Source organism: 'Nostoc azollae' 0708 (genome assembly GCF_000196515.1).
Classification (GTDB): Bacteria; Cyanobacteriota; Cyanobacteriia; order Cyanobacteriales; family Nostocaceae; genus Trichormus_B; species Trichormus_B azollae.
Genome location: NC_014248.1, coordinates 1,473,113 through 1,489,907, shown reverse-complemented (window position 1 = coordinate 1,489,907; position 16,795 = coordinate 1,473,113). Strand labels below are relative to the sequence as shown.

The window sequence follows — 16,795 nt, the reverse complement described above, 5'->3', positions numbered from 1 at the left end:
CCCTACATCTCTTATGAACCAAAATGGGCAGCGTCAGCGTTAGGATCTCGTGGAACTAATCCCCTTTCTATCACTCCCTCACACCGTAGTCTCATATAGGCGATCGCTAGTTTCCAAACGGTCAGTTGCTCATTATCGCCATCTAAAATACATACACAATTGCTATCCTGCCAAAAAACCTTACCTGTGATGACATCACCAGTCACCAGCTTAAATTCCACTGTGGCTTTTTGCTTGATCCAATTTTGCAATAATCTAATGCTGGGTAAGGTCTTATCAAAATCAGTTGCTGCCATTTTTCTTAGGAAATAGGGAATAGGGAGCACAGGAGAATAACCACTGATAACTGATCAATCCTGTTGGACAATGTTTAAATCAGTAGTAACTTATCTTTGATAATTCATCTAGGGAAAAATGGCAATCGAATTTACTAAGTATCACGGTTTGGGTAATGATTTCATCCTGATTGATAACCGTTCCTCATTGACACCAGTAATTACACCACAACAAGCTGTGAAATGGTGCGATCGTCATTTTGGTATTGGGGCTGATGGTGTGATTTTCGCACTTCCTGGACAAAATGATACTGATTACACAATGCGGATTTTTAATTCTGATGGTTCTGAACCAGAAATGTGTGGTAATGGGATTCGTTGTTTAGCAGCATTTTTAACTGAGTTAGAAGGTATATCCCGTACTAAAGACTATTATCGCATTCATACTTTAGCAGGTGTGATTACACCTCAACTTACACATGATGGTCAAGTTAAGGTAGATATGGGTTTACCCCGGTTACTAGCACAAGAAATTCCTACCACCTTTGCACCTGCTGACAACAAAGTAATTAACCTGCCTTTAGAAGTCGCAGGAACAACTTGGGATGTTACCTGTGTCAGCATGGGAAACCCTCACTGCATCACCTTTATCGAAGATGTGGCAGCTATTCCCCTAGAAAAAATCGGACCCAAATTTGAACATCATCCTGCTTTCCCCCAAAGAATCAATTTAGAATTCATCGAAATTGTCAACCGTAATTACTTGAAAATGCGGGTATGGGAACGGGGTGCAGGTATTACTTTAGCTTGCGGTACTGGTGCTTGTGCTGTTTTGGTAGCTGGAGTATTGAATGATAAGTGTGATCGCACAGCCACAATCGAATTACCAGGCGGTCCCCTAGAAATTGAATGGTCAGAAATAGACCAACGAATTTACATGACCGGGCCAGCAGAACGGGTATTCATCGGTAAATTTTAACAAAATTCTGCAAAATTCCCCATCCTCGTGAAGGCGGCGATGGATAGCGGATTAAATACGAAAGTGCAAAAACTAACTAAGTAGGTAAGTGTTAGACGTTATCTTTATAACAAGGCAAGAGGTTTTGGGCAAGTTTTTTGTGCCTTCCTACTTATTTCAGTTGCCAACAGTTTAAAACTGTGAATTGTTGCTTGATGATTCTTAATCGAATTTGTCTTGACAGGCAACGTACCACATCTTAATCTAAAAGAAGCATAATTTTTAGCAGACCCCCGAGGGTTTTTACCATCGGGGGTCTGCTAAAACGCCAGAACCTTGATAATTGAATAGTTTTAGCGTTTCAAAAGTTTCAGTTGGCATTTTTCTGGAGGCTAAAATAGGGTTTCCAGATCAGGTCTGCCAAAATCCTGTCTAGAGTCTGTTCATAGACTCGATTTCACATGGTGGGGTTTATCAACCAAAAATCCCCGTAAGGGGACTGAAACCATAAAGCCATGTGAGGTAATCAACCCCAATTTCCTTAGTTTATCAACTAAAAATCCCCGTAAGGGGACTGAAACCATAAAGCCATGTGAAGTGATCAACCCCAATTTCCTTAGTTTATCAACTAAAAATCCCCGTAAGGGGACTGAAACCATAAAGCCATGTGAGGTGATCAACCCCAATTTCCTTAGTTTATCAACCAAAAATCCCCGCAAGGGGACTGAAACTAGCCATGGAAAAAAGTATTCCGTGCAGGAATTACCAGTTTCTCAATCAAAAATCCCCGCAAGGGGACTGAGATTTATCATTTCTATATGAGCATTATCGTCTTTGAAAGTATCAATATAGATTTAGTAGTAACTACCTCCCGCTTACCAGTTGCTGGTGAAACATTGCTAGGAGAAACATTTTTGACAACCCCAGGAGGTAAAGGTGCAAATCAAGCAGTTGCATTAGCAAAATTAGAAATTCCCACCCTGATGATAGGGCGTGTTGGTAATGATACTTTTGGTGCATAACTAATCAAAAATTTACAAATATCTGGTGTACACACAGAAAATATATTAATTGATAAAAGTGTCAGTTCTGGAGTTGCAGTCATCACCGTAGATCATGCAGGAGACAATAACATAATTGTGATTCCTGGTGCAAATGGGAAGGTTAATCAAGAAGATGTCAAGAAATTATCTTATTTATTACCAATCGCAACATCCATACTTTTGCACTTAGAAATTCCTATTGAAGCCGTCGTTGTAGCAGCCCAAGCCGCGAAAAATGTAAATATCATCGTTATTCTCGATCCTGCACCAGTACAATCTCAATTACCAGATGAACTTTACCCATTAATTGATATTATCACACCCAATGAAGTAGAAGCCAGTCAATTAGTAGGTTTTCCTGTAAATGGAGAAGAAACCGCAGCTAAAGCCGCAAATATTTTATTACAACGCGGTGTCAAATGTGCGGTGATAAAATTAGGCGCCAAAGGTGTTTATTGTACCACTATGGAAGAAGCCTTCTTTACACCTGCTCTTCCAGTTCATACAATTGATACAGTTGCGGCTGGTGATGCTTTTAATGGTGGTTTAGCAGCAGCACTGTTCCACAAACTTCCCTTACGTGAAGCAGTGGTTTGGGGTGCAGCAACAGGGGCTTTAGCAACAACAAAATCAGGGGCGCAGAGTTCTTTACCTGATAGAATTACCTTAGACAAGTTTTTGGGTTAAATTTCACAGAAATGAAGGGGAAAGTTTCACCCAAAATCCCAGAGAAGCAACGCTACAAATGAAGAATTAGAGTAAGCCACAAAATAAATGTCCTGTCTTGTCATGCTGAGTGTAGCATTCGCGAAGCGTGGCTTAAGCCATAGCCAAAAGAAGCATCTCGGAAATTATTTACTATCTCTTTCAGAGAGGTTGCGCGAACGTTCAGAATGATATTAGGTATTTCTTTTTTTGGAGTTCTCTTAGAGAAATTAGAATCGCTCATTCCGATACAGAGTATGGGAATGAATTATTAAAGGTTATATCTTAGACCTGTCAGGAAAATTAACTTGGAGTCAAAAAAATGGTGGAAGGGAATTTTGAGGGTGTAGCAAAAGGAAAAATCTACTAAATTAACTATATTCAATAATATCCACATCCTACAAAACAAATACAGGGAATAACTAACCATCAGTTTCAAGACTTGTTAGCCCGAACTGAAATGTAGCATGAAAAACTTCAAGGTGACATAGAAAGTAAAAAGATAGGTATAAATCAGAAAGTAGGAGGGGGGTAAGGGAAACTAGAGATAAAAGAAAAAAGAATAGGTATGTCTAGGCATGTTCTATTGGAGGAAAATACCAACATTTGAGGTTTTAGGTTTGCATTTCGGTATATGGAAAATGGAAGCAAAGGACAAATTTCATTACTAGCTAGAGATATTAGGAAATGTTTTGCCTACTAGTCTCCTTGAACAGGTAGAAAAACATGATAGGGATTATGCCATGGCGACTCAGAACAAAAGGCAGGAAACAAAGAGTTTTCCACCAAGGGTATTTTTGTTGAACAGGTCATTAGACTTGTCAAAATATTCCGGGTACCTCAACAAAGATTTCCCCTGAACTCCCCAATTTACCCACAGGTAATTCTTACTATTTGTGGTTGAGTCACATTAGGAATTGGTTCATTAGTTTTGCCCATTTCATACATGTTATGGATATGAGCTCAGTTATGAATTTTTCATCAACATTTTCATGGATAGTTCCTATCAGTTACTATTCCCGACCTTGATTCTTTTCTTGGCTCTTTCCTGATCTTAACACTATGGAAAGCTAGACATATACTCCTTTCTAAATTTTTGGACCTCTCTCTTTAGTGAAACTAGAGTTAGAGACTCTGTGATCAGATTCCCCCACGGAGACTGAGAACGAGAAATTCTGAACTTATACCTCTTTCAATTCCCAATATCTTCATTCCATAATTCTGGTTTTTCTGTGATAAATTCATTCATCATTTGTTTGCATTCATCAAGGTTTAAATCAATTACTTCTACACCATGAGAAACCATAAATTCTTTTGCACCGGGAAAGGTTCTTGACTCTCCTGCTATTACTTTTTTAATCCCAAATTGCACCACTGCACCAGCGCATAAATAACAAGGCATCAAAGTGGAATATAATGTTATACCTTTATAATTACCAAGTCTACCAGCATTCCTTAAACAATCAATTTCTGCATGAGTGACAGGATCACCATCTTGCACCCGTTTATTGTGTCCTTTGCCGAGAATTTTCCCATTTCTGACCAAAACAGAACCGATGGGAATTCCCCCTTCATCTCTACCCTGTTTAGCTTCAGAAATTGCCGCTTGCATACACTCATCCATTTGATAAACTCCTGATATGAAAAAACAACTGGTATTAATGGATCATGATAGCGGTGTGGATAATTATTTAGCCACTATGCTACTTTTGACGATGGAACATATTGAAATTCTTGGTATTGTCGTCACTCCCGCAGAGTGCTATATTCAACCTGCTGTCAGTACGACACGCAAAATAATAGATTTAATGGGATTTTCTCATGTTCCAGTCGAAGAAAGTACAGTTAGGGGAACTAATCCTTTTCCAAGTCTTTATCATCATCCACACCCATGTGGGATTCATACCATGTCATGATATCGTCTCTACAATAAGCACTATCTCCACCTACTAAAATCTCAACATTCTTCCATTGTTGACCTATTTGTTTAATCACTCCTTGTAGTTCTGATAATGCCCCAAATGCTGGGTCTAGGTTTGAAGGGCGAAGTTTGGCTGCTAATAGATGTTTTCCACAGAAAACATAAAGTGGAGCATAGCAGTATCCCCCATCATAAGTATTGAAGAAAACCTGCTCCTGATAGCCGTGTACTAAGTCATCAGTGACATCTAAATCCAAAACAATTTCTCTTGGTTCTTTAGCGTAAGATTCTAGAAATATTTTGACAAATAAGCTTTCAATTGCTGATGGAGAATGCCCGATTTTATGGTACACGCTGTCTGCTCCTTGTTCCACATCTTCAGGACAATGTTCCAGGTTCATTCTCTACTCCAATGCTTTTTCCTAATGCTATAGCAAACATCTGGTCATGACGTAATTCTTCGTGGTCATTCAAGTCTTCATACCCCATGACCAGCCCGTATATTCTTTGTTTAATTAAGCTCTCTATTGAATGGTCAATCCGATTTGGCTTTCGCTAATCTTGGAAACATTGTGCAAACTGTGATGTGATTTGCAATTTTCTGTCTATTTCAGCAATTAAGCTGAATCCTGCATCTGCTCTTACTTGTCCACCCTGGAAATTGACTATGACTGGCAGCCATTTTTGTTGCTCAAATTTCAACTGTTTTGATATACAATCTGTTGAAGATGGGGTCATGGTTTACAACTGCTAAAATGCCTGCTATATATACATTTTCGCAGTCATTGACCCCTTTTTTTCATCTTTTTGTGAGAAATCTGGGTTAGTTGCTCAAACAGGACAAGATTTTATGGTGGGGGTATTGCCGTCAGCACGAGAACCAGTCACATTAATGGTGACAGGACCTTTAACAACTGTAGCTGTCGCATTAGAAAAAGCACCAGAGATAGAAGCGAAGATTAAAAAAATAGTTTGGATGGGTGGCGCTTTAAATCTTGCTGGAAATCTAGAAAAAAGTTTAGAACCAGGACAAGACGGTGGGAGGATCGAGTTTTGGCAGAAAGACTCACATAGGAACCAAAACATTGAGATAAGCACAAGGAAGGCAAAGGATTTGGTAGACACTTTCAACATTCCACTGTGGTCCAGAAATTTTAATCCTTGCTCCAATCTGTTGAATAGCAGGTTCGACAGATCCAGAACCAATAGAACACAGTTGTTTAGCCTCGTAGTAGGTATAGTTAATAATGCCAGTGGGATGTTTTTTGCTTATGTCGAAAGACTTCTTAACTTGTTTGCCTCGACAATTATTAAATAAAGCTTGAATTGGCTCTATCTGACCTTACCACAATAAACTCTCAACAGCTTGGAGATGCTTTAAATAACCACCAATTTGATAAAGATTCTCTTTGAGGTGATACCAATCCAAAATTTCCAAAGGTTTGGATTTTTCAGTTCCAAACTCTTTAACTAAATTCCAAACTCCATCATGACCATCCCCCAAACACACAAGGGGGTTAACCAAAGACTGGCTATTAACATAATCAACTTATGATTTATTAGTTGTTATCAAAACATGCGCCATCATGAATTCCTTGTAGACGAAGGGTTTTATTGATAGTCTCGCCAGTACCAGCCTGGTTGTGGTTTGCTCCCTAGTCGTACTCTTCCACCATCCACCCTCACTTCACAGACAGCTTGTTTTCCTTGTGGTAGCTCCCAATCTTGTTCCACAACTAGTTTTTGTTGCCTCCTATGGCCAACTTTTACTCCTGTTAATGCCTCAATTTCAACTTCTGCCTTTTGATATGATTCCTTCCTTAGCTGATAGCCTCAAGCAGCACTTTTGAAGTAATGGACTTAATCGACTTCTTGGCTTCAAACCCAGTCTCTTCAACTGTTTAGCTTTTAGTTTTAGTTCTCCTACCAAGGTTTTGACTTTCCTGGTTTTACCTACTTTCCTTCCGGTTCTTTCTTCAATAAAAAAAGGGCTATTTCTGGACTTACCACTTCTAATATTTCAGGACTTAGGCAAGTGGCACAGGCGATGGGTAAATATAGTACATAAGTACTAAAGAATCGCATACCAAAAGCTTTATCAACCCATAAGAAGTAGCTGCAACAGGAAACATTATTGAAATATTCATGAGAAAATAGGTAGGAGATTGTATTAGATAAATGTTGCTGACGGTCATGAGATTTACTAAACTTGATTACTGCCAATACTTATTAAGTAGTCAAATTAATTATACAATTACTAATTTAGCAGAGCATTTAGGAAGTATTAGCCATGATGCAATTAACTATTATTTAAAAACCGAAAAGTTAACATCTCGTTCACTATGAGATAAGGTGAAAGAGGTAGTAGAAGCTGATGGTAATGGGTACATCATATTTGGTGATAGTGTTTTACACGAAAGATATTCTGAAGAAATAGAGATGGTGAGGAGACAATATAGTGGTAATGAACATGGCATACTCCAAGGAATTGGTGTAGTCAGTTGTGTATATGTGAATCCTAAAGTTCAAAGATTTTGGGTAATAGATTACCGCATTTTTAATCCTGATGTAGATGGTAAAACCAAGATAGACCATGTGAAAGATATGCTGCAAAACCTAGTTTATCATCAGCTTTTCGCCTTCGATACGGTTTTGATGGACACATGGTACGCACTAAACAGTCTCATGCTGTATATTGATAGCTTAGACAAAATTTATTATTGCCCTTTAGAAAAGAATCGGTTAGTTGATGATACATTTGCCAAAGGAAAAGATAACCCTATTGAATTATGAGAATGGAGTACTGAAGAGTTAGAATGTGGTAAAATTATAAAAATTAAAGTGTTTCCCGCTCAGAAAAAAGTGAAACTATTCCAGGTTGCTGTTTCTACCAACAGAACGGATTATGTCGCTACTAACGATTTATCTCAAAGTTCTACGAATGTTGTACAAGAGGTGTGTAAAATTCTTTGGAAAATCGAGGAGTTTCACCGAGAGATTAAACAAATAACTGGGATTGAATCTTGTCAATGTCGTAAAGCTAGGCTTCAAAGAAATCATATTGCTTGTGCAATGTTGGTTTGGATTAGATTAAAGAATTTAGCCTATCAAACTGGTCAAACTGTTTATCAAAACAAGCATAGATTCCTTTCTAATTATTTAATTCAGCAACTAAAACGCCCCAGTCTTCCTATGTGCTTGGTTTGAGTTCAATTATTGCATGCCAGGGCTACATACCGCCCCCTATTTGTACCAGTTGCGTAAGTCCTGTATTTGACTCCTTACTGTTTTTTCTATGCCTTTTAAGTCTGTTATCTGACTTTTATCTGCTTATTCATATAACAATGTTGCCTATTCTTCTAAGCAGGCTTTGAGCCGTTCTTTTTTATCCTGGTTCATGCTTGCTAATCCACACTTGTTTATCCTTATATTTTCCTAACACTTGTGTATCTTCCAATAGTGGATGCTCCCAAGACGGTTCTGGAGAATGGAATGTTGATTGGGATGCAGTTTCCGCAGCAAGAGTTTGAGAAACGCAAATTGAAATTATTATGTGTCCTTTAGATTTAACAAATAATGTACCAGTAACATCAGAGTTAGTGCACAAAATTGGTAAACAACGTGATTATCCAATTTCTGATTTAGCAGGATAATGCTACGCCTTAGTTATTCCTAAAGATTATTATTGTTGCGATGTTTTGCAAACAGCTCATTTAGGACAACCTGAATTTTATGAACTGGGAGAATGGGAAACAGGAATTATTACTCATGGTGTGAGTCAAGGATGGAATAAATTATTATCAAGTGGTTTAAAAATTTAAGATATGAATAACGTAGATGAAGAAGCTTCCTATGGTCAAAAATTGCAACAATGGAGAAGGTGAGGATTTCAGAAAAATATACCGAAATTGTGATAATAATCTTGTTCTCGTTACTCAACATTTTCCTTGAATGCTAAGCAAAATATTCTAAATCATCTACCATGATAGGTTCTTAAGCAGCATGACGAGCATATAAGACAGATACTATATATAGTATCTCAAATTGTATAGTATCTCGAATTGTAAATAAGACTCTGTGAACATTCTTAGATTTACCATAAAGTAATTGAATAACTTCTTCTGGAAAAATCTCATCTTCAAATATTAAAGCACAACGATGAGGTTTATCTTCTAACCTAGCAATAGCATTCATCAATCCTAGAAACTAGCTATCGGCAAATTCAGGATTACGTTCTCCATACCAGCGATATGCTTGCTCAATCTGCTTTTCAGGAATTGGAGTAATTTCAACTTGAAATGTCATATTTCTGTTGCATTTCCTGAATAAAATCTGGAAGAGGACGACTTTGACCACTATTACTAGTATTCAAAACCTTGTTGAATAGCAGTAATAGTTTCTAAATGCTCAATTAATCGACGTATCTTATTAAGTTTGATTTAACCAGGATCGAAAAAGGTAATGAGAACTTGGGTACTATTGTTAATATTTTTGGGGAGTTCGGTAAATTTAATTTGTCCGTCTCGATAAATACCTTCGACGGTTTTTAGCATAAGTCTTGTGGTGTTAATCATTTTGCCAGTTATGCCATGATTATTTCCCGGTGATACTTATTTTTGAATTAACTAGAGATAGTTTTTCTACGTCCTATCAAGGAACTTAAATTTAATCCCAAAAACAGCGCTACTACAGTTCCCGCGACGGAAATTGTTCCTGTAATAATCTTTTGAAAAATCGAATCTATAGGACTTGAAATCACTTCAATTTATTCAGTTACATCAAGGTCTTCCTGTTCTTCAACTTTTACCACATCTTCAGCGATAAACAAATGGATTAGATTGGTATCCTTACTGGGTTTATCGTACAGAGTACCGATTTTTCTGACAGTGTCAGCAATATAACCAATTTCTTCTCTTAACTCCCTCAATCCTGCTGCTTCTGCACCTTCTTCATCAGCATTAAAACGTCCAGCGGGAAGTTCAATAAAAAAATCTCCTACAGCCTGTCTGTACTGACGGACAAAATAATCATCTATAACCTTACCATTAGGTAACTCTATTTCATCCTGTCTCACCTGAAATAAAGGATGATCTATTAACATTTGAGAACTTAAGATTTCTCATTTGTGTAAATTCTTCATTTTTTAGTTGAAAAATACATCCAGAGAGCTAGAATTATAACATTTTTATTCTTCTCTCTGCGCCTTTGGGTGCTCATCAATATTTAACATGAAAATACTAGTCAATCTATTTACAGTCAATAAACGATTTCCGTTAACAATTAGTAGAGGAACAACAGCACAGACCACAAATATTTGTGTAAAAATCATTGAAAATGGCATAGAAGGATGGGGAGAAGCATCACCCTTCAGTGTCGGTAATCACCGCCAATCAACTGGTAGAATTACTGGAGCCTTGCAAAACATTACCCCTGTGTTAGAATCATTCAACCCTTGGCAACGTCAGGAAATTGAGGCTGTTTTAAGAAAATATCAAATTCCTTCCGCTGCTAGGGCGGCGTTAGATATGGCGCTGTATGATTGGATGGGTAAAAGTGTGGGTTTATCTCTATGGCAACTTTGGGGACTGGATAGAAATGTGATCGCACCAACTTCGGTGACAATTGGCATTAATACCCCAGCAGGTGCAGCAACTCGAACACGAGACTGGTTAGAATATATGGATGTACGTCAGTTGAAGGTGAAATTAGGTTCGAGCGAGGGGATAGAAGCAGACAGAAAAATGCTGTTAGCAGTGCGGGAAACAGCACCAGAAATTGATTTATTTGTAGATGCTAACGGGGGTTGGAGTTTAGCAGATGCGATCGCCATGTCCCTTTGGTTAGCCGATTTGGGGATACAGTATATAGAACAGCCATTACCACGAGGTCAAGAAACACATTTAGCCACATTGAAAGAACATTCACCTTTACCAATTTTTGTTGATGAAAGTTGCTTTACCAGTGCTGATATTCCCCAATTAGTGGATTATGTAGATGGGGTTAATATTAAATTGATGAAATCTGGGGGTTTGAGTGAAGCTTTGCGAATGGTACATACAGCCAAAGCATACAGTTTAAAAGTAATGTTTGGCTGTTATTCTGATAGTTCTCTAGCTAATACAGCAGCTGCACAACTTGCACCTTTAGCTGATTATTTAGACTTAGATAGTCACCTGAATTTAATTGATGATCCGTTTAGAGGTGCATCAGTAAAAGCAGGACGAGTTTTACCTAACGATTTACCTGGTTTGGGAGTACAATATAGTGCGTTTGCCCCTTAATAAAAAGATAGCAATTCTACTGCATGAAGGACTGAGTGGAACTCAGGGGAAAACAGGATTATCAATTTTACGCTACAGTGAAGCCCCTATTGTTGCAGTCATAGATCGGGAATCTGTAGGTAAATCTGTCCCAGAGTTAACAGGTATCAAGCGCGACGTTCCCATTGTTGCCTCTGTAGCCGCAGCTTTACAGTATGAACCGGAAGTTTTACTAATTGGTATAGCCCCCAAAGGTGGAATCGTACCAGATAATTATTGGCCAGATATTCAAGATGGGCTGAAGGGGGGAATGTCTTTAGTTAACGGTTTACACACACCTTTAGCTAATATCCCAGATTTAAATGCACTATTGAAACCAGGACAGTTAATTTGGGATGTCCGCAAAGAACCACCTAATGTAGAAGTTGCTTCGGGGTTAGCGCGGACTCTTCCCTGTCGTCGTGTGTTGACGGTAGGAACAGATATGGCCATTGGAAAGATGTCTACTAGTTTAGAATTACACTGGGCGGCTAAGTTACGCGGTTGGCGTTCTAAATTTTTAGCTACTGGTCAAACTGGTTTGATGTTAGAAGGGGATGGAGTCGCTTTAGATGCAGTGCGGGTAGACTTTGCTGCTGGTGCTGTGGAACAGTTGGTGATGCGTTTTGGTAAACACTACGATATTTTGCAAATTGAAGGTCAAGGTTCTCTGTTGCATCCTGGTTCAACTGCAACTTTACCTTTGATTCGTGGTTCTCAACCAACCCATTTGATCCTAGTTCATCAAGCAGGACAAACTCATAACCGTAATAATCCTCATATTTCCATTCCAGCGCTACCAGAGGTAATTAAGATGTATGAAATTGTGGCTAGTGCAGGGGGTGCTTTTAGTAAAGTTCGTGTAGCGGCCATAGCTTTAAATACTAGGGATTTAGATGAATCTGGGGCTAAGGATGCCATTGCCCAAACTATAACTCAAACAGGTCTACCTTGCACAGATCCCGTGCGGTTTGGTGGTGGATTACTGTTAGATGCAGTCATGCAGAGGTAATCTACTTTGCAAACTTCATCAAGCTAATAGTGTGGGGTAGGGATATAGGGTTTGCAGACAGATTAGAAATTCATACTTAGATAAATAAGCCTTAAAACCTACCTTCCGCACCCTAACTGTCACAGATAGTAGTACACAAGAGCTAAAGCTCCTGCAAGGAAGAGAAGGCTTAATGAGAACAGTATCATGAAAATGCGAATAGAGTGACAGAATAGAGTTTTGTAAATAAGATAAAAGAAAAGAAAATTTAATGATTTGAAAATTAAATTAGAACAGAAGAAGAAATGATTGAATCACAACAGGAGTTGTGGATAATTCTTTTGTGAAATCAAAGCTTCAAAAAATGGAAATTCAAAACCTAGACCATTTAGGCACCGTAGCAGGAATAATAGACGCCATAGGAGTAGTAGAAATAATCCTTGAAATTGGAGAGAAAGTAAGTCCGGGTCATGTAGTAAAACCCATGATAATCAACGGGTTAGGATTTGTATAAAAACCCTTATATATGTTTCCCCAAGATTTTGAAACAATCCCCTGTGACCATCTAATAGGACCAGGAGTAAAACCAGAATATCTCAAGGATGATAAAGTGGGGAGAGTCATGGATAAACTATTTATAAAAGGATTGGATAGAATATTTTTTATTGTCGCCTTAAAAGCAGCCCAAGAATTTGGATTATCCCTATGAGCAGGGCATCTAGACTCATCATAAATGGACGTACATGGGCAATATAATATCAGCTTACCAGAAGTAATATTTGAGAGTCAAAAAGTAGGAAATAATCAAGAACTAGAAGAATTAGCAGTAAAATCACCAAAAGAAATAACCATTACCTACGGTTATTCTGGTGACCATAGACCGGAGTTAAAACAGTTCATCATAGAAATGATATGTTCAGGAGATGGAGACATACCAATATATATTTTTAATACGAGCATCGGGAAACCAAGCAGATTCATCATGCTTTGCTAAAATAGCAGTAGAGTACCAAAAACAATTAAAAGTTAACAGTCTCATAGTAGCAGACTGGGCCTTATATACAGAATCAAATCTAAAAATGATGAATGATGTCATATTTAAGCTGGTTATGTCCAGTGCCATTAAGCATAAAATCAGCACAATCATTAATATCAACATTACCAGAACCAGAATTTGTTGATAGTAACTTACCCGGATATAAACTAGCTTCAAAGACAGTAAATTATCCAGGAATAGAACAAAGATGGTTAGTAGTGCAAGGTCAAGAAAGAAGAGAATCAGACCTGGGTAAACTCTCACAAAAAATTACCAAGGTACAATCAAAAGCTGTGCAAGATTTGAAAAAGTTATCACCAGGAAAATTTGCTTGTGAGGTTGATGCTATCAAGGGGTTATCTAAACTATTACAACAATTCAAATATCACCAAATTAACCAGAGTAAAGTTACTCAACTCAAATCTAAGAAAAAAGATAGTTCACGAGAGATGTCTCTGAAATATCAGCTACAGTCTCCCAGAATGAAAGTAAAATTAATACAGAATTTCTGAGGCCAGGGCCTTTTATTATTGCTACAAACCTTTTGGATTCCAATGAACTTACCCATGACTCAATTTTGAGTGAATATAAAGAAGGCTCAACAGTCTTGCCAGAGAGGGTTTGCTTTTCTCAAAGACCCATTATTTTTTGCAGACAGTATTTTCCTAAGAAGTCCAGAGAGAATAGAGTCCCTGGGAATGATTATGGGTTTATGTCTGCTGGTTTATACTTTAGCGCAACGACAAATTAGAACCCCTTTGAGAGAGTCTAAATCAAGAGTAAAAAATCAATTGGGCAAACCAACTGACCGCCCCACTTTACGCTGGATTTTTCCATGCTTTCAGTCTATTCATTTAGTTACACTTAACTAGGAAGAACACATCTATAACTGGACTCAAGAGAGAGATTTTATTGTGAATCTTTTAACATATCATTCTTTTCCCTACTATCAATTACTTACCTAATTTTTCTCTGTATTAATTTAATTTCTATCAGAAAATAACCTAATCTCTTTGATTTATAGCTCTATTTTAGTATGTCCATAATTTCTTTTTTTACTTCAATCTATTAGTCTAAGTTATGATTTATCTCTTGAATATCTTCATTTATCTGTTGACTCCTCTGGGCAGTGTTCTTTCTTATTGCTCCTTATTGAGAATAGCTTTTGATGCTATTTTTGGTGCTTTACTGTTTCTCCAATGCCTTTTTTCACTGCATATGTTTCTTTTTATGCTCCCTTGGATTTTCTGTCTCCGTAATTCCTCTCTGTGGCACTTTAGGGTGCGGAATGTGGGATACAACAGATTAGAAATTCATATTTAGATAAATAAGCCTTAAAATTGCAATTCAACTAAATCCCTATTAGGGATTGAAAAAGGCACCAAAAAAGAAACCCCACGATAGATGTGGGGCATAAAAAAACACAGCTTGGATAAATTAGAAATGCTTGGACAGCAGATTACTTGCCGTTTAGAAATCCAATCAATACCACTCCCAGCATAATAGATCCGCGACTGAGTATAAATGACCAAAAGGGATGATAGCTGTTGATAACTGTGCCATTTTCGCCTTCTAGTTGAATTAAGTCCATCCAGCACGCCGCGACGAAACCAACCAGGGGAGCAACGCGATTTTGTGAGGTGGGGCAAAAAGTGTGCGCTCGCTAAACCCAAAACAGGCATCGATAAAAATCATTTACCGTACAATTAAAATATTGTATAGATACAAGTTATCAATTTAAGAATAAAAGGAAACAGTAAATTTTGGTTAAAAGAAAATGGGGAAATTATGTTACATCTTCCTTGTCAATGGATAGGTGGAAGTTGGCATAATTTCTGTAATTCCATTTTTACCTCTTTTATCCATCTTGAAACTGTCTAATATTTTATACCTACAATTCCCATTTAACAGAATTCTTTGTGCTAAGTACTACCTAGCTATTTAATTACTGATATAAGCAGCTTATTCCCACCAGCTACAAATTATTGAATGCAAATCTTCGTAGGATATTTTGAGAAGATATATTGTCTTGGAATTTTATTTGTTCGATGTGATTTATTTTACTTTGATTCCATAAAAATATTTTAGCGATCTCTGTGATTGACGTAGCTAGAAGCACACTTTTTGCCCTACCTCACAAAATCGCGTTGCTCCCGATTGAATATTAAGGTAATACCAATAGCGATCGCTAAATCGGTTAAAGGATCGCTACTAATGTAAATTAATACTACACTTAAACTTAAAACAAAAACCATGCCAAATAGTAAGGCGATGGTAACACCAGATGCTAGGGCTAAACTACCAGCGACACCTGCGATAGCCAAGCTGAAACCCATGGTTGCTGTACGTCCCGCTTTAGACCTGGTGGCAACTGAGGAAAAAAATGGACGGTCTTGTTCTGCCCATTCTCGTACCTGTTGGTTGTCACTATTGATTAACTTTTGCCACAGAATTTTGGCTCGTTCAGTTTTTCCTGTTTTTTGATAAGCTTTCATCAGCCACATTTGGTCTGTTAAATAATCTGGAGAATTAAATTCTAAAGAATTTTCAGAAAATTCCTCTAGGAGATACACTGTGTCTTGATAGCGCCCCTGTTGAAAGGTATCTAAGCCCCATTGCAATCACATGATGATATCCCTGAGCAAAAGGGTCTCATTATATTCCATAAATACCCAATAATCTAGGATTCGTGATCAGAATTTTGTAAAAGTTTAAGAAAAGGGAGTTTTAGGAGGGAGAAGGTAGGAAGCAAGAGTTCAGAATAAATATTTCCTATTCCCACTGATAACTGTCACCTATTCCAACGGATTTGATATAAGTTAAAGTAAAACGTTTTTGAGCGTCAGGAGCAACCATGTACGTGCTAATTGGTGGAGCAGGCTTAGTAGGGCTGTCTTTGGCTCAAAAGTTGGTAGAACTAGGACATACTGTTGCCATTATTGATATTGACCCCACTGCCTGCCGCTACGCCCGTGAACAAGTCGGAGCTATGGCTTTTGAAGGCAGTGCTGTGAGTACAGAAGTGTTGTTAGAAGCTGGAATTCGTAAAGCAGATTCCTTAGCAGCTGTCCTCAGAAGTGATGCTTTAAACTTAGCGATGGTAACTCTTGCCAAGCACTACGGTGTTCCCCATATGATCAGTCGAATGCGTCACCCCGATTTTGTCGAACCGCTTCGTCTGGCAGGAGCAAACCATATTATCAGTACCGTCGAGCTAGCAGTTTCCACAATGGTGAATGCCATTGAGTATCCCCAAATAGAATCAATGATGCATTTTGACCAGGGGCAGATTGAGGTTTTAAAACTCGCTATTCCCAACAGTTGTTATGTAGCTAGTCGCAGCGTTGCTGAAATTGCTCAAGATTCTCGGTTTCCCACTGGCTCACTAATTATCGGCTACCAACCTCTTCCTCACGAGGATTTAATGATTCCTAATGGTAGTACAGTGCTAGAACCAGGTTCGACTGTACTGATTGTGACTAAACCAGGATGTTTACACCAAGTTATTGATTTTATCGAAGGTTGTGAGAACAGGTGACAGGTGACAGTAAGAAGGGAATAGGGAAT

11 protein-coding genes and 11 pseudogenes are annotated in these 16,795 nt (G+C 38.1%); 13 read left to right on the top strand and 9 right to left on the bottom strand.

The window, feature by feature from the left end; translation table 11 throughout:
* Positions 1 to 11 precede the first annotated feature (11 nt).
* Entirely contained in the window at positions 12 to 296 is a 285-nt protein-coding gene (locus tag AAZO_RS06825; RefSeq protein WP_013190671.1) for an Hfq-related RNA-binding protein, read from the bottom strand.
* Positions 297 to 414: 118 nt separating this feature from the next.
* On the opposite strand from AAZO_RS06825, the gene dapF reads away from it, so the two are divergent.
* The 3 genes and pseudogenes from dapF to AAZO_RS33455 all read left to right on the top strand — a co-directional run bounded on the left by dapF (position 415) and on the right by AAZO_RS33455 (position 3,885).
* Positions 415 to 1,254 carry a diaminopimelate epimerase gene (dapF, locus tag AAZO_RS06820; RefSeq protein WP_013190670.1) on the top strand — a complete coding sequence of 280 codons (840 nt, stop codon included), beginning with the start codon at positions 415 to 417 and terminating at the stop codon, positions 1,252 to 1,254.
* A gap of 797 nt (positions 1,255 to 2,051) precedes the next feature.
* A pseudogene (gene rbsK / locus AAZO_RS06815) lies at positions 2,052 to 2,963 on the top strand (ribokinase).
* Between the two features lie 811 nt (positions 2,964 to 3,774).
* Positions 3,775 to 3,885 (top strand): hypothetical protein, encoded by a 111-nt coding sequence (locus tag AAZO_RS33455; protein WP_228371670.1) that lies wholly within the window; start codon positions 3,775 to 3,777, stop codon positions 3,883 to 3,885.
* A gap of 288 nt (positions 3,886 to 4,173) precedes the next feature.
* Here the strand turns inward: AAZO_RS33455 and AAZO_RS06810 are convergent, their stop codons facing one another.
* Positions 4,174 to 4,605 carry a nucleoside deaminase gene (locus AAZO_RS06810; protein WP_013190668.1) on the bottom strand — a complete coding sequence of 144 codons (432 nt, stop codon included), beginning with the start codon at positions 4,603 to 4,605 and terminating at the stop codon, positions 4,174 to 4,176.
* A gap of 16 nt (positions 4,606 to 4,621) precedes the next feature.
* Between AAZO_RS06810 and AAZO_RS29195 the strand changes: the two are divergent.
* Positions 4,622 to 4,858, top strand: a pseudogene (locus tag AAZO_RS29195) (nucleoside hydrolase); the annotation flags it as partial.
* Positions 4,859 to 4,862: 4 nt separating this feature from the next.
* On the opposite strand, the pseudogene AAZO_RS43440 reads toward AAZO_RS29195, so the two are convergent.
* Positions 4,863 to 5,640, bottom strand: a pseudogene (locus AAZO_RS43440) (IS1380 family transposase); the annotation flags it as partial.
* An 85-nt stretch (positions 5,641 to 5,725) separates the two neighbouring features.
* Here AAZO_RS43440 and AAZO_RS29185 point away from each other — a divergent pair.
* A pseudogene (locus AAZO_RS29185) lies at positions 5,726 to 5,941 on the top strand (nucleoside hydrolase); the annotation flags it as partial.
* A 27-nt stretch (positions 5,942 to 5,968) separates the two neighbouring features.
* On the opposite strand, the pseudogene AAZO_RS06790 reads toward AAZO_RS29185, so the two are convergent.
* Positions 5,969 to 6,924: pseudogene (locus AAZO_RS06790) on the bottom strand (ISKra4 family transposase); the annotation flags it as partial.
* A gap of 171 nt (positions 6,925 to 7,095) precedes the next feature.
* On the opposite strand from AAZO_RS06790, the pseudogene AAZO_RS29180 reads away from it, so the two are divergent.
* Positions 7,096 to 8,109: pseudogene (locus tag AAZO_RS29180) on the top strand (IS701 family transposase).
* A 54-nt stretch (positions 8,110 to 8,163) separates the two neighbouring features.
* Here the strand turns inward: AAZO_RS29180 and AAZO_RS33450 are convergent.
* A pseudogene (locus AAZO_RS33450) lies at positions 8,164 to 8,301 on the bottom strand (ISKra4 family transposase); the annotation flags it as partial.
* A 65-nt stretch (positions 8,302 to 8,366) separates the two neighbouring features.
* Between AAZO_RS33450 and AAZO_RS06780 the strand changes: the two are divergent.
* Positions 8,367 to 8,786 (top strand): annotated as a pseudogene (locus tag AAZO_RS06780) (nucleoside hydrolase); the annotation flags it as partial.
* 109 nt (positions 8,787 to 8,895) lie between these two features.
* Here the strand turns inward: AAZO_RS06780 and AAZO_RS37275 are convergent.
* The 3 genes and pseudogenes from AAZO_RS37275 to AAZO_RS06770 form a co-directional block, all read right to left on the bottom strand.
* Entirely contained in the window at positions 8,896 to 9,096 is a 201-nt protein-coding gene (locus AAZO_RS37275) for a hypothetical protein (RefSeq protein WP_228371551.1), read from the bottom strand.
* 245 nt (positions 9,097 to 9,341) lie between these two features.
* On the bottom strand, positions 9,342 to 9,476 hold the full coding sequence (locus AAZO_RS41055) for a hypothetical protein (RefSeq protein ID WP_266888634.1): 135 nt from the start codon (positions 9,474 to 9,476) through the stop codon (positions 9,342 to 9,344).
* 47 nt (positions 9,477 to 9,523) lie between these two features.
* Positions 9,524 to 10,003: pseudogene (locus AAZO_RS06770) on the bottom strand (NUDIX hydrolase).
* 127 nt (positions 10,004 to 10,130) lie between these two features.
* On the opposite strand from AAZO_RS06770, the gene AAZO_RS06765 reads away from it, so the two are divergent.
* From AAZO_RS06765 to AAZO_RS33445, 5 genes and pseudogenes are all read left to right on the top strand, one after another.
* A complete protein-coding gene (locus AAZO_RS06765) occupies positions 10,131 to 11,183 on the top strand; it encodes a dipeptide epimerase (protein WP_013190667.1) in 1,053 nt (350 codons plus the stop codon).
* The gene (locus AAZO_RS06760) at positions 11,167 to 12,213 is read left to right on the top strand and encodes an N-acetyltransferase DgcN family protein (protein WP_013190666.1); all 1,047 of its coding nucleotides are present in this window, start codon (positions 11,167 to 11,169) and stop codon (positions 12,211 to 12,213) included. Before AAZO_RS06765 ends, AAZO_RS06760 begins: the two co-directional genes overlap by 17 nt.
* Before the next feature lie 343 nt (positions 12,214 to 12,556).
* Positions 12,557 to 14,193 (top strand): annotated as a pseudogene (locus AAZO_RS43435) (IS1634 family transposase).
* A 115-nt stretch (positions 14,194 to 14,308) separates the two neighbouring features.
* Positions 14,309 to 14,551 carry a hypothetical protein gene (locus tag AAZO_RS37250; protein ID WP_013190665.1) on the top strand — a complete coding sequence of 81 codons (243 nt, stop codon included), beginning with the start codon at positions 14,309 to 14,311 and terminating at the stop codon, positions 14,549 to 14,551.
* A 402-nt stretch (positions 14,552 to 14,953) separates the two neighbouring features.
* A pseudogene (locus tag AAZO_RS33445) lies at positions 14,954 to 15,109 on the top strand (ISLre2-like element ISCst1 family transposase); the annotation flags it as partial.
* 248 nt (positions 15,110 to 15,357) lie between these two features.
* Here AAZO_RS33445 and AAZO_RS06735 read toward each other — a convergent pair.
* Complete coding sequence (locus AAZO_RS06735; RefSeq protein WP_041639600.1) at positions 15,358 to 15,849, bottom strand: hypothetical protein; 492 nt, start codon at positions 15,847 to 15,849, stop codon at positions 15,358 to 15,360.
* Between the two features lie 233 nt (positions 15,850 to 16,082).
* Here AAZO_RS06735 and AAZO_RS06730 point away from each other — a divergent pair, with 233 nt between their 5' ends.
* Entirely contained in the window at positions 16,083 to 16,766 is a 684-nt protein-coding gene (locus tag AAZO_RS06730) for a potassium channel family protein (RefSeq protein WP_013190663.1), read from the top strand.
* The last annotated feature ends 29 nt before the right edge of the window (positions 16,767 to 16,795 follow it).